This window comes from Streptomyces sp. NPDC002742, from assembly GCF_042888885.1.
Taxonomy (GTDB): Bacteria; Actinomycetota; Actinomycetes; order Streptomycetales; family Streptomycetaceae; genus Streptomyces.
Genome location: NZ_JBIAQF010000024.1, coordinates 1 through 13,034 on the forward strand (window position 1 = coordinate 1; position 13,034 = coordinate 13,034).

The following is a 13,034-nucleotide window of genomic DNA, read 5'->3' on the forward strand; positions in this document are numbered from 1 at the left end:
CGGAGCAGGCGAGAACAGGGCCAGCCCCAACACGAAGTACACCACCAGCCGTGCGGGAAGCAGCCGCTTGCGCTGCTCGGAACGTCCGCACGCGGCCACCACCCGGTCCACCAACCCCGGCGGATACACCCAGGTCAACAGGCCAAGACCCGATAAGTCAGAGACACTCGCAGCCACCCGAACCACCCCCGGACCCACTGCCAAGCACCCTACGCCCACGGCAAAAGCAACAGCATTGCCTCTAGCCGACGTGTTGAAGGTGACGGGCGTGAATCCGACACGGTTCGTGAACGGCCACGTGCACTCATTGACGGCGGAGGATCCGCCTGCGCTGCGGGCTGCGCCGGTGAAGGCGATGGTCGGCAACCCGCGCACAATCACGTGCAGCTGGTACCAGCGGGATACGTGCACGGCGTGGCCGCGGTCGATAAGGCTTGGCGGGAGGACGGGCCGGGCCTGGAGCTCCGTCCCCGGAGGAGTGACCGGACCCGGGTGGAAGTCACTCAGTAGGCGCCTCGGATGCTGGCGACAATCTCGGCGGCTTGACGGAGGCATCCACTCACGTTGTTGTTGATCTCTGCACCGCTGAAGCGAATGATGCGCCAGCCGGCGAGGTCGAGTTGGCGTTGCCGCGCACGGTCTTGCGTGAACGCTTGGGGGCTGGAGTGCCACTGATAGCCATCGAGCTCGATGCCGATCTTCTCTTCCGGCAGGGCAAAGTCGATGCGATACCTGCCCTGGAGCACAGGGTGCTGAGATGTGAGGCCGTCCAGCTCGGCTGGTCGGGCATTCAGATACTCGCGCCAGAACGCTTCTTCGATGGGTGACTCAAGCTGAACGTTGAGGCCGGCGAACTGTTTGAGGGCTTCGAGAGGCGTGGCGGTGGTGATGACCTTGTCAGCGAGGGTGAAGGCGAACCAGAGGTGGTTCATGTTCAGGGAGTGGCGGTCAGCCCCGTGGACGGTGTCGTCGTAAAAGGCGTCAACGGTGCCTGGCTTGTCCGGACTCGCGACGATCACTATCTTGCCACGGCCTTTGGCGTAGCCGATCTCCGTGAGGGTGCCGTAGGCGGTGAGGTCCGACAGCCATGCGAAGACGATATCGGCTCGGTCGATGGCCCGAAGGCACCTCTGTAGAGTGACCGACCGTTCGCCAGAGTCGCCTTCGCACTCGGAGCCAGCACGATGATCGCTTTGGCCGCAGCCTGTATCAGAGTGGGTGCAGGTATCGACGAAGTAGGGCCCTGTGTAGTCGTATTGTCCAAGCGCTCCGTTCGGGAGGACGGGCCACTCGGCGTCGTCGGCGCCCCACTGACGGCTGCTGTACGAGCTGTCCCCCCAGGCGTCTTGAAGGCCGGGAACGATTTCCTCTCGCCAGTCGAGCGGGCCAATCTTTCCGGCGAGGTATATCGCTGCCATGCGAGCTCCAAGAGATGTGCGTGCAAGATCTCGCCCGAGACGGCGTGTCCTGAAGGCTATCGAAGTAGGTCACCTGCAGCACGGAGATCGTCTGCACACCGGCTACGACCAGTTCGCCAGCCGCAGTACCATCCCCAACTTCCTCCCGCTCACCGCCGAACGGTTCGCCCGCCAGCGCCTGCGCGCCCCGGCCAAGGTCGAAGGCCACCACACCGACGGCAAGCCCATCGTGCTCTTCATCTGTGTCCACAACGCCAGCCGCAGCCAGATGGGCATGCTTCTTCCAGCACCTGGCCGACGAAGGCGGCGTCGCCTGGTCGGGCGGCTCCGAACCCGGCAACGAGGTCAACCCATCGGCCATCGCCGCGATGAGCGAACGCGGCATCGACATCTCCCGCGAGTTCACCAAACCCTGGACCCACGAGATCGTCCGCGGCGCCGACGTCGTCGTCAGCATGGGCTGCGGCGACGCCTGCCCCGTCTTCCTCGGCAAGCGCTACCTCGAATGGACCCTGGACGACCCCGCAGGCCAGTCCGTCGACGACGTCCGCCCCATCCGCGACGAGATCGAGCGCCGCGTCCGCGGGCTGCTCGACGATCTGGACGTCCCGGCACAGCGCTGACCCGCACGGGGCGCGCTGAGCTCTGGCCCGACTCGACGCTGGCGTGTTCGAACGCGCGGTGGGCGGCGTCCCCGACTCGTTCCCTGCCTGCCGCCAACATCACCAAGCGCACCCGCGGATACACCCACCAGCGAGATCACCGTCACCCCTAGGCCGAAACCTCAGCAGCCGCCCAAGGCTCCGTGCCACACCGGGTGCCAGACCAGCTTTCGCTGCTTGGTCACTCGCGGCTTGGTCACCCCGCACTCACATGACCTGCAGCCCGAGCAGCAGTTGATCCACCCGGCGTCGACCGAACTCGATCGGAACAGGCGCAATCTGACGCATCATCGGCCACTTTGAGTCAGGTAGTCGCCCCTGTCCCTTCAGTGTCAGATACTGCTTCAACTCACGGCGGCCGAAGGCATATGCCGCCGCCCTGTGAGCGGGGGTTGGGACGAAGTCGGGAGTGCGATGCAGCTGACCCATGCCAAGGTGATCAATTTCCGCGCCCTGGACAGGGCGGATGTGCGGATTGATCCGAAGACCACGCTCATCGTGGGACGCAACAACAGCGGCAAGACATCGTTCGTCAACCTCTTCGAGAAGTTCTTCGGCGACGACGACACTCAGTTCATGCTGGAGGACTTCTCTACCTGCCGCATCGCTGACATCGAACAGGCACTTCAGATCTTCGGAGAAGCGAACGGGCATGCGGCCCAGGGCGATCAGGAGACGCGTGAGAGCCTGCTGGCCAAGGCGTACGAGCTCGTGCCGTCCATCCGGCTGGGACTCACGATCGAGTATGACGAGGACGATGACCTCGCGCCGTTGACCGACGTGATCCTGGACCTCGACGACTCCTGCTTCACGGTCAAGATCGAAGCAGCACTGGAAGCGGCACGGCCGCACGACTTCCTCAAGGACTTCTGGACAGCAAGTCAGAGGCAGAAGTTCGATGCCATCAAGTGGCTGCGCAGGAATTTCACGGACTACTTCGCTCCCGTCTTTCGAGCAGTAAGCCCGGTCGACGAGAAGGTGACGAAGGGGATCAAGCGCAGTGCCGCGCAGGCGATCGTCTCCGTCAAGTTCGTCTACGCGCAGACCAAGGTCGACGACACCCCTGGCGACAAGGCCCGCACGCTGTCCAGGACGTTCGAGACCTACTACAAGGTCCAGAGCGGAGCCGAGGGCCGTCACCAGAGCATCGAGCAGATCGAGGACGCCCTGACGGCCGCATCGCTGGAGCTCGACACCAGCTACGAATCGCTGTTCGACCCGGTCTTCGAGGACCTGCGCAGTTTCGGGGTAGGAACCATCACGCCGGTCGAAAAGCCACGCATCGTGTCCCTCATGGAGGGGTCGGGCATCCTCAGAGGCAGTACACGGCTCCAGTACCCGTCCGGAGATGACGGCTTCCACCTTCCCGAGGGCCACAACGGGCTCGGCTACAGCAAGCTGATCTTCACCATCCTGCAGGTCATCAGCTTTCACCAGGCTTACGAACGTGCTGCTCCGAAGCCGGCGCTGCAGGTGCTGTTTATCGAGGAGCCGGAAGCCCACCTGCATCCCCAGATGCAGGAGGTCTTCATCAAGAACATCCAGGACTTCATCAACCGCAAGGCCCCGTGGAAGGTGCAGGTGGTCATCACCACGCACTCTTCCCACATCGTCGCAAGCGGCGGGTTCCACACGGTGCGGTACTTCGACCGCTCCGAACCTGACGCCAAGGTGAAGGATCTCTCCACCTTCCAGGCGAGAGTCAAGGCAACCCCGCACGGCGACGAGACACTGCGATTCCTGCGCCAGTACATGGTCCTGCACCGGTGCGACATGTTCTTCGCAGACAAGGTGATCCTGATCGAGGGCACCGCCGAGCGGCTACTGCTGCCCGAAATGGTCCGCCGGTGTGCCGAAGGGCTCCTGCACCAGTACGTCTCGGTCATCGAAGTCGGTGACGCCTACGCGGTCCGATTCCAGGCGCTGCTGGAGTTCCTCAACGTTAAAACCCTGGTCATCACCGACATCGACTCCGTCAGTCCCCAGGATCAGAAGGCGTGCCCGCCGAGCACCGATCTGGCGGTCACCTCGAACTCCACGCTCAAGAACTGGCTACCGGGTCAATCCAGCGTCACGAAGCTCCTCGCCGCCGCTCCGGCCGACAAAGAACATGGCCATGTGCGCGTGGCCTATCAGGTCCCGGAGAAGGAGGCGGGCGTCTGCGCGCGAAGTTTCGAGGACGCCTTCATCATCGCCAACTCAGCCGTCCTCGCCCAAGACCTCAGACATCTGGAGCTGAAGAGAGCCTTCCTTCAGGAAGTCGGGGCCGACCCCACCTCTGAGAACATCGAAGCCGCCGCGTTTGCCATCGCCAAACGGCTGTCCAAGCACAAGACCGACTTCGCCTTCGACGTCATGCTCCTGGAGGACTGGGCAGTCCCCCGCTACATCGCCGAAGGACTTCAGTGGCTCGCCTGAACACCCTCGAAGCCGTTGTCGAAGAGCTGGACGCCCGGCGCAGTTTTCTCGTCGAAGCAGGGGCGGGCGCCGGCAAGACGACCGACCTCGTCAGCGCCCTCCAGCACCTCCTCAGCACCCGACGCGCGGAGCTGGAAGCGAAGGGCCGGCGGATCGCCTGCATCACGTACACGAACGTCGCCAAGAAGAAGATTCTCGAACGCATCTCGGCGGATCCGCTCGTCACTGTCGGCACGATCCACGAGTTTCTCTGGAGCGTCGTCCAGGACTTCCCGCGTGAACTCTGGCAGCAGATCTTCGACTACAACCAGGACCTGCGCAATCCAGAAGACCTTCATGAGGTGACCACTCCCCCGGTGATCGAGTACTCCGACCGCGGGCGGAAACTGAGCGAGGGCCGCATTTCCCACGACGAAGTCATAACCTTGTCCCTGCGGCTCGTCGCCGCCCACCCCAAGCTCATACGCATCATCACCAGCAAGTACCCCGTCATCTTCGTCGACGAGTACCAGGACACCTCGCCCAAGACGATCCAACTGCTGCTGGACCACCTTGCGGGAGCGGGCAAGGAGCCCTGTGTGATCGGCCTCTTCGGCGACTCGATGCAGAAGATCTACCGATCCGGCGTCGGCGCAGTCCGCCATGACAGGCTCACGCCCATCACCAAACTCCAGAACTACCGGTGTTCACGCCCCGTAGTCGACGTTCTCAACAAGATGCGGCCCGAACTCCGCCAGCAGGCCTCCGGCAAGCAGCAGGAGGGCGAGGTACACCTCTTCCTCAACACCGACGCGCCACCCGGCCCGCCTAGGTTGGCCGCCGCGAGAGCCACCCTCGCGAGCAGAGGATGGACACCCGAGAACTCCAAGTACCTCCTGCTCACCCACCGAGGCATCGCAGGCACACTGGAATACGCCAACCTGCTGGAGCAATACCGGCAGCTCGGCAGTCACGGCCCCGACGACCTCATGGCTCGCAACGAGCCCTACATCCAGTACCTGACGCAGATCGAGGCACTGTCCACGGCCTACCACGCCAAGGACTTCGTGGAGCTGACCAGCCTGCTGGCCCAGGGGAAAAGACGCATCACCCAGCACGCCGACAAGCGGATCGTCAGCGAAGCCATCCGCAAGCTCGACGCGGTGCGCACGATCGGGACCGTCGGCGACGTTCTGGACCTCATGGCCGACAGTCCTCTCCTCGCCGCGCCAGGAAAGGTGAGAGACCGCGAACGCCGCAGAACCGCGACCGGCCTCGACGAGCGACAGCAGCGGCAAGCAGACTTCTCCAACAGCCTCCGCGGTGTCCCCTACATGGAAGTCATCAGCGTCACCCAGTTCATCGACGAACTCACCCCCTTCTCCACCCAACACGGCGTCAAGGGAGATGAGTTCGAGAACGTCGTCGTTGTGATCGACGACTCCGCCTGGACCATGTACAACATCGGGAAGATGCTGGCCGGCACCGACAAACCCGACCGTACCCAACGATCACGCAACCTCTTCTACGTCTGCTGTTCGCGAGCCCGCCGCGGCCTGGCCGTGGTCTACACCAACGACCTCCCGGATAAGGCGGAAAAAACGGCTCGCGACTGGTTCGCTTCCGGCACCATCCATCCGTGAGCCGTACCCAGGCCAGGAACCGTCCCTCATGTTGAGGGCGGCTGGCACACGTAGCAGCATGCCGCTCGCACACTGCATTCAGCCCATTCCGCGACGAGGTCTCGATGCCATGATCGAGTTACCCAAGATGGAGATCCGGCGTGGCCGCTACTGGATGGTCTCGCGATCAGCTACCACGCTCTGTGGCGTTGGGACGGACGGTCCCGCCAGGGAGGGAGCCAGGGCCGGCCCGCGCCTCTGGTCGATCACTTCCCCCCGTACGAATCCTCGAAGGCGGTGGCTGCCGCCCGGACGCTGGGGAACAGCAGGGCGTCGCCGACCTGCGCCGTGAGACCGGTATCCGCGAAGACCTTGCGCAGTACGGCCTTCGGCCGGGCGAACGCGAGGACGACACCGCGTTCGGCCAGGTCGGTCTGCAGTTGGGCGAGTGCGTCGACGGCGGTGGCGTCGATGTACGTGACGGCCTCGAAGTTCACCACGAGCCAGCGCGCCGGCGGGCGGGCGCGGTCGAGCAAACCCTCGATCCTGCTGGTGAAGTAGGGGACGTTGGGGAAGTACAGTGCCGCGTCGAAGCGGTACACCAGCAGTCCGGGCCGGGTCTCGGCGTCCTCGTTCTCCTCGATGTCCCGGTAGCCGTCGATGTCCTGCAGATGGCCCAGGACGGCGTCGTTCGGGCGCACCGTGCGGTAGACGAAGACTCCGATCGACAGGGCGACCGCGACCAGCAGTCCGTTGAGGACGCCGAGGGAGAGGACGGCGAGCAGTGCGGCGATGGCGAGGGCCGCCTCCGTGTCGTGGATGCGGCGCAGGCGCCAGATGGCACCGAAGTCGAAGAGATTGAGTGCCGCGGCGACGATGACGGCGCCGAGGGCTGCCAGGGGCAGAGGCGCGATCAGCGGGGTCGCGAAGGCCGCGAAGACGGTGATGACGGCCAGGGCGGTGAGGCTGACGATCTGGGTGCGGCCGCCCGAGGCGTCGGAGAGGGCGGTACGGGATCCGCTGACGCCGATGGGGAAGGCTCCGGAGAAGCCGGAGACGGCGTTGGAGGCACCGAGGGCGACCAGCTCCTGGTTGGCGCTGATCTGGTAGCCGTTCTTGGTGGCGAAGCTCCGGGCGATGGCGTTTCCGTCCGCGAAGGTGACCAGCGCGATGCCCGCCGCTGGCAGCACGAGGTCGGTGAACTCGTGCAGGCGGAGCCCGGGAAAGCCGAGGGCAGGCAGGCCCCCCTCAAGGTCCCCGACGACGGCGATACCGTGGCTCTTCAGATCGAAGGCGGCCGAGAGGACGGTGGCGAGGACGACGGCCACCAGGCTCCCGGGGATCTTCGGGGCGAAGCGCTGCAGGAGCAGGATGAGCGCGAGCAGTGCGCAGCTCAACGCGACGGTGGTGAGCGAGGCACTGCCGAGACCGCGCGCCACGCGCCAGACCGTGGGGAAGAAGTCGCCGATACGGACCTTGATACCGACGAGCTTGGCCAGCTGCGTCGAGATGATGATCAGAGAGACGCCGTTGAGGTAACCGAGCAGAACCGGTTTGGACAGGAAGTCGGCCATGAATCCGAGGCGCAGGGCTCCGGCTGCGATCAGAACCAGGCCGACGACCAGCGCCAGCGCCGAGGTGAGCAGCGCGTACCGGCCGCCGTCGCCTGCGGCGAGCGGCGCGACCGTCGTGGCGGTGAGAGCGGCGATCGTGGCGTCGGGGCCCATGGCGACCTGCCGGGAGGACCCGAACACGGCGTACGCCGCGAGCGGCAGCATCGTCGCCCACAGCCCCACCACCGGTTCGACGCCCGCGAGCTCGGCCATGCCCATCGCTCCGGGCACCGCCACGGCCGCCACCGTCAGCCCGACGGTCGCGTCCTTGATCCACGATCCCCGGCCCTGTTCCACGAGCTGGACGGCGCCCGGCACCACGCTGCGCCAGGACGTGGGCCGCAGTGCCCGCCACCCGTTGGTGTCATCCGGTGCCCCGTCGTCACCGGTTCCGTTCTCGCCAGGAGCCTTCCGCCCCGGACCGGCCATACGAGGTCCCTCCGCGCAGGCCGCGCCAGTACCCGATTCGGGCTGGGCGGCGGGAATCGTGAAGATCACGCTACGGAACGTGCGCGGGACGCGCGTGTTGTCCCGTCCTACGGGCCCCCGGTCGGCCCTGGTCGGTAAACCGTGGGTGAAGTCGACGGACCCGTTGGGTGATTGAGTTCGCGCGCACCTGCGCGGACCGTCCGGGGCCGCCTGTCCTGGCCGCGCGCGACCGCGTGCTCGGACGCTCGACGCGTGCGGTGGCCGCTTGGTCAGGCGTTGGAGTTGGTGAGGGCGAAGTAGGGCGAGAAGTCGTCGAGCAGGCCGGTCAGGGTCGCGAAGACGGCGAGGTCGCCGTCCGCTGTGATCTGGCCGGCTTCGACGGCGGCTGCGAGGGCTCCCGGCCTGAGCAGGGCGCCGGCGAGCTGTGCCTTGCCCAGGCGCAGGGTCAGGTCGGCGTTGTCGGTGTGGCGGGGGCGGTGGTGCAGGACGCCGTTGGCGAGCTGGAGGCTGTGCGGGCCGGGTTGGTCGCCGTCGGTGAGGTCGAGGTTGACGGTCAGGGCGGTGTCGGCCGCCTTCGGTCCGTTCAGGCGCACCGCGATGAAGTCGAGGAACAGGTCGAGCGGCATCGCCATGACCGTCTCGATGCTGCCGGTGCTCTGGACGCCGGTGGTGGGGACGCCGTCGCGCAGTTCCTGCGCCGCGGTGAGGTAGAGGTTGCGCCACTGCGGGCCTTCGGACTGGTAGCCGAGCTGCTCGTAGGCGTCGGCCTGGATTCCGCGGGCGATGTGGTTGCCGGGGTCGGCGAACACGGCCTGCCCGGCGAGCTCCACCACCCAGCGGTAGTCGCCCGCCTCGAAGGCCTCGCGGGCCAGCTCGACAACCCTTTCGGTACCGCCGATGGCCTCGACGTAGCGCCGGGCGTTCTCGGCCGGCGGCAGGGGGTGCAGGTGCATCGGGTTCCCGTCGTACCAGCCGAGTTCCTTGGCGTAGACGGCCTTGAGATTGTGGTTCACGGTGCCGTGGTAGCCGCGGTTCCACCAGGCCCGGCCGAGTGCCGGCGGCAGGTCGAGCTGTTCGGCGATCTCGATCGGGGTCAGTCCGTGGTTGGCGAGGCGCAGCGCCTGGTCGTGGAGGTACTTGTAGGCGTCACGCTGCGAGCCGAGGAAGTCCCGGACGTTGTCCTTACCCCAGACGGGCCAGGTGTGCGGGCCGTAGTGGACCTCGGCGTCGGGGAACAGCTCCATCGCCTCGTCCAGGCAGGCGGCGAAGTTCGCGGCGTCGCGGGTGCGGGCGCCGCGAAGGGTCTGGATGTTGTGCAGGGAGTGGTTGGCGTTCTCCGCGCAGGTCAGCGCCTTCAACGCGGGGATGTAGAAGTGGAACTCCTCGGGTGCCTCGGTGTCCGGGGCCATCTGGAAGACGAACTCCAGGCCGGCCAGGGTCCGTTTCTCGCCGGTGGTGGTGATGGTGTCGGTGGGCGGGAGGTAGGCGAACGTGCCGGTGGGCGGCAGTGCCAGGCCGCCGCCGTCGGTGACGAAGCCGAGCGGCCCGTGCGGCAGCAGGGTGCCGAACGCGTGCGCGGCCCGGCGGGACATGACGTTGCCACAGGTCACGTTCTCGCCGAGCGCGTACTTCTCGAAGTTCGCACCGGGCGCGAGGATCGCGACCTTGCCGGAGCTGACCTCCTCCGGGGTGACGATCCCGGTGATGCCGCCGTAGTGGTCGATGTGCGTGTGCGTGTAGATCACCGCCACCACCGGCAGCTTCTCGGGCCGGTGCGCGTAGTAGAGGTCCATCGCGACCTTGGCGCACTCGGCCTTGGAGCCGGTGTCCACGACGATCAGTCCGCCGTCGCCTTCGATGATCGTCACGTTCGCGAGGTCGTGGTTGCGGACCTGGTAGATCCGGTCCGACACCTCGTAGAGGCCGGCTTCGGTGATCAGCTGGGACTGCCGCCACAGGCTGGGGTGAACCGAGTCCGGGGCCGGCTCGCCCGCCTCGACGAACGAGAACCACGCCAGGTCCCACACCAGGTCGCCAGCCGCATCCCGGATCACCCCGTTGTCCGGCAGTTCCGCGATGAACCCGCGCCGGACGTCCTCGAAGTCGCGTACGTCGTCGAAGGCCAGCTCCTGCAACGCGGCCCGGTTGGCCGCGGCTGTGGCGCTGGAAGCTGCTTTGGGAGGTACCGGCATGACACGTTCCTTAGTCCAGGCAGTGCATCGGTCCCACCATCCTGTCCCGCACCCGGCGATTCGGCAGGACATGACGAGTGGGCTCACGGTGGTCAGGTGCCGAGCGGCCAGGATGTGAACGGGCCAACGCGGCCACCAGTGCGGCCTGGAGGTCGAGGACCAGCCCCAGGACGGCGACGGCCTGACCCGGCGGCCCCCAGTGCTCCGAATAAGTGATCCCGGCGGGGATGCTGAGCGGCATCCGGCGGTTCACCGCGCGCGCCCGCGCTCGATGGAGGCGGCGTCCGGCTCGATCAGGATGTCGACGGCGGTCAGATCACTCATGGCTGCCCCGGCTTCCCGTAGAGGGTGGTCCAGTCGTTCTTCATGCTCACCACGGTCCAACCGAGCTCCTCCGCCTTCGCCAGGGACGCCTCGGCGCACGTGGTGTACGCGAACTCGCGCTCGGCGTCGTCATGGTGGATCAGCAGCGCGAACCTCGCAGAGCTGAGCATCTCGATGTCCACGTCGGCGTTCCCGCCGGCGAACACGGGCAGCCGGCCGGTCTGGGCGAAGACGTGCTCCGGCTTGCCCGGCCCGAGATCGAGTCTGCCGAGCAACCGCTCGCCGCGCACGATCCGGCCGTCGGCGTACGTGTACTCGGCGGCCGAGCCGATGACGTTCTCCTTGTGGATCCCCCAGGTCTCCTCGGCGAACACCCGCATGAAGTCGCGGCCCCCGCCGGAGCACACGAAGACCCGGAACCCGTTCTCCTTCATCAGGTCGAAGAGCTCCAGCATCGGCTGGTAAACAAGGTCTTTGTAGAGAACCCCGAGCGTCGACTGGCGGACCGTGTCCAGCCACTCACGGACCTGCGCGTCGAACTCCGCCGGGGTGGTCCCCGCCCACGACCGCGCGAACGCCTCCAGCAGCGACTGGATCACCGGTGGGTCCTGCGTCGCCACCCCCTGCAGGAACGAGGCGTCCTTCTCGATCAGCGCCTTGTACGGCTGCCGGCCAGCGAGCGAGGGATCCGCCTTGACCTCCTCGGCCCAGCGCCGGAACACGAAGTCGAACTGCGGGGGCAGCGGCTGCTCCACCCACAGCGTGCCGTCGTTGTCGAAAGCCGCGATCCGGTCCGCGGCCGGAACGAAGTCCGGCCCCTCGGTGGTCACACGACGCACGAAGTCCACGATCGCGTCCTTGGCTTGGCCGTCTCGCCAGTTCGCAAGCAGCGTGTCACTCAACGCAAGATCCTCTCGTCTGGAAAAACCTCTGCCCGGCCGGGCACCGGAACACGGTGAACCTCCAGGTCGGGACGGGGCATCGCCGGCGACGGACCCCTCACGGGGACACTGCCGCCGCAGGCGGTGCGGGGGAGGTGGCGGGAGCGGGAGCGAGGCGCTGCGTGAGGACGTAGGAGACCACGACCGCGACGATCACGAGGGGCATGACGGTGAGGCCCTGTGTTCCCAGGAGCAGGGTGGCCAGCAGTACGGCGGTCATCGGCAGTTTCAGCATCGCGACGCACATGGCGCCGACGCCCATCGCGAAGCCGGATGTCACGTCCAGCCCGGGGAGGTGGCTCATGGCCAGCCCGACGGCCGCGCCTACGAACATCGACGGGAAGACCGGGCCGCCGCGGAAGCTGCTGAGGGAAAGGCTGTAGGCGACGGACTTGCAGACCACGAGGACGACCAGGGCGGCCGCCGTGTAGGCGGTCTGGCCGGCCAGCAGCGGGCCGAGCGCGCTCTGGCCCGAGTACAGCACGTCGGACGCCGCCTTCCCCGTACCCTCGGCGTACACGAGCGCGGCCACTCCCACCAGGGCACCGGTCAACGCGGTGGCCGCCACTCGCCGGCGCTCGACCCGTGGTTGCAGGAAGAGTGCCGTCCGGCGGATGGCCGTCCCGAGCAGGGCGGCGGCCACTCCGATGGCGAGTGCCCAGCCGAACCCGGCGATGTCGGGGCGGTCGGCGTGCGGCACTTGGTGAATCACCAGGGAGTAAGTGCCCAGCCCGGTCCACGACCCGAGTCCGGTGAAGATCAGTGCGCCGACACCGGCCGCGAGCAGGCCCGGCACCAGGACGACGCCCATCATCACGCCACCGAGGCCCGCCGCCTCCATCAGGAGGAACGCGCCGAGCAGAGGGGAGCCGAGCAGTGTACTGACGGCCGCGAAACTCCCCGCGGCCCCCAGCACGGCGCTCGCGCTCGGCTGGATGTCACGCTTCACCGACCTGACGGCGTACACCGCGAGGCCGCCACCGAGCGCGATCAGCGGCGCCTCGGGCCCGAGCACCACGCCCATTCCCAGCGACGCCACCGCCGCGAGTGCGATGCCGGGCAACTCCGCCGCCGACGGCGCTCCCTTGGCGACAAGGCCCTCGGCCGGCTTGTGCCCGCCCTCCCCCGGCAGGTAGCGGATGGTCATCGCCACCAGCAGTCCGGCCAGGGTCAGGAGCGGGATCGGCCACCACGAGGGCGTTTCGTCAAAGCCCAGGCCGTGGGGCAGGTCGGTGTAGGTCAGCGATTGAAGCTCGGAGACGAGCGCGAGGAACCCGAAGGCCACTGCGGAGATCGGGATGCCGAGAAGCGCTGTCATGACCAGCAGGACCGCGTACCGGCGACTGCGGACCAGGGCGAACGGATCCGGTGGCGTCGCGGCCGACGGCCCGACGGGGGTGGCCGACATACTCATCGTCTCCTCAGCGTCGGAAGCC

General features: G+C 66.9%; 10 protein-coding genes. 3 read left to right on the forward strand and 7 right to left on the reverse strand.

What is annotated here, in order from left to right; all coding sequences use genetic code 11:
• Together ACFYW8_RS33275 and ACFYW8_RS33280 are read right to left on the reverse strand one after the other, a co-directional pair.
• Nucleotides 1-555: transposase domain-containing protein (locus tag ACFYW8_RS33275; protein ID WP_389086255.1), on the reverse strand; the 555-nt coding region annotated here is incomplete at its 3' end.
• Nucleotides 504-1,418, reverse strand: coding sequence for a DUF559 domain-containing protein (locus ACFYW8_RS33280; RefSeq protein WP_389086259.1), 915 nt, complete (start codon nucleotides 1,416-1,418; stop codon nucleotides 504-506). The genes ACFYW8_RS33280 and ACFYW8_RS33275, both read right to left, overlap by 52 nt.
• A gap of 242 nt (nucleotides 1,419-1,660) precedes the next feature.
• On the opposite strand from ACFYW8_RS33280, the gene ACFYW8_RS33285 reads away from it, so the two are divergent.
• The 3 genes from ACFYW8_RS33285 (at nucleotide 1,661) to ACFYW8_RS33295 (ending at nucleotide 6,120) form a co-directional block, all read left to right on the forward strand.
• A complete protein-coding gene (locus tag ACFYW8_RS33285; RefSeq protein WP_389086264.1) occupies nucleotides 1,661-2,041 on the forward strand; it encodes a phosphotyrosine protein phosphatase in 381 nt (126 codons plus the stop codon).
• Between the two features lie 453 nt (nucleotides 2,042-2,494).
• Complete coding sequence (locus ACFYW8_RS33290; protein ID WP_389086269.1) at nucleotides 2,495-4,498, forward strand: AAA family ATPase; 2,004 nt, start codon at nucleotides 2,495-2,497, stop codon at nucleotides 4,496-4,498.
• Nucleotides 4,486-6,120 (forward strand): UvrD-helicase domain-containing protein, encoded by a 1,635-nt coding sequence (locus ACFYW8_RS33295; RefSeq protein ID WP_389086274.1) that lies wholly within the window; start codon nucleotides 4,486-4,488, stop codon nucleotides 6,118-6,120. The genes ACFYW8_RS33290 and ACFYW8_RS33295 overlap by 13 nt, the downstream gene beginning before the upstream one ends.
• 245 nt (nucleotides 6,121-6,365) lie before the next feature.
• Here the strand turns inward: ACFYW8_RS33295 and ACFYW8_RS33300 are convergent, their stop codons facing one another.
• From ACFYW8_RS33300 to ACFYW8_RS33320, 5 genes are all read right to left on the reverse strand, one after another.
• A complete protein-coding gene (locus ACFYW8_RS33300) occupies nucleotides 6,366-8,210 on the reverse strand; it encodes a SulP family inorganic anion transporter (RefSeq protein WP_389086279.1) in 1,845 nt (614 codons plus the stop codon).
• Between the two features lie 200 nt (nucleotides 8,211-8,410).
• Nucleotides 8,411-10,333, reverse strand: coding sequence for an alkyl/aryl-sulfatase (locus ACFYW8_RS33305; RefSeq protein WP_389086283.1), 1,923 nt, complete (start codon nucleotides 10,331-10,333; stop codon nucleotides 8,411-8,413).
• A 10-nt stretch (nucleotides 10,334-10,343) separates the two neighbouring features.
• The gene (locus tag ACFYW8_RS33310; protein ID WP_389086288.1) at nucleotides 10,344-10,574 is read right to left on the reverse strand and encodes a hypothetical protein; all 231 of its coding nucleotides are present in this window, start codon (nucleotides 10,572-10,574) and stop codon (nucleotides 10,344-10,346) included.
• Nucleotides 10,575-10,653: 79 nt separating this feature from the next.
• Nucleotides 10,654-11,559 carry an HAD family hydrolase gene (locus tag ACFYW8_RS33315; RefSeq protein WP_389086292.1) on the reverse strand — a complete coding sequence of 302 codons (906 nt, stop codon included), beginning with the start codon at nucleotides 11,557-11,559 and terminating at the stop codon, nucleotides 10,654-10,656.
• Nucleotides 11,560-11,656: 97 nt separating this feature from the next.
• Nucleotides 11,657-13,006 carry a chloride channel protein gene (locus ACFYW8_RS33320; RefSeq protein ID WP_389086297.1) on the reverse strand — a complete coding sequence of 450 codons (1,350 nt, stop codon included), beginning with the start codon at nucleotides 13,004-13,006 and terminating at the stop codon, nucleotides 11,657-11,659.
• Between the last annotated feature and the right edge of the window lie 28 nt (nucleotides 13,007-13,034).

Coding starts and splice junctions, on each gene's coding strand:
- ACFYW8_RS33290 (WP_389086269.1), top strand. CDS start 2,495: ATGCAGCTGACCCATGCCAAGGTGATCAATTTCCGCGCCCTGGACAGG.
- ACFYW8_RS33320 (WP_389086297.1), bottom strand. CDS start 13,006: ATGTCGGCCACCCCCGTCGGGCCGTCGGCCGCGACGCCACCGGATCCG.
- ACFYW8_RS33280 (WP_389086259.1), bottom strand. CDS start 1,418: ATGGCAGCGATATACCTCGCCGGAAAGATTGGCCCGCTCGACTGGCGA.
- ACFYW8_RS33310 (WP_389086288.1), bottom strand. CDS start 10,574: ATGCCGCTCAGCATCCCCGCCGGGATCACTTATTCGGAGCACTGGGGG.
- ACFYW8_RS33305 (WP_389086283.1), bottom strand. CDS start 10,333: ATGCCGGTACCTCCCAAAGCAGCTTCCAGCGCCACAGCCGCGGCCAAC.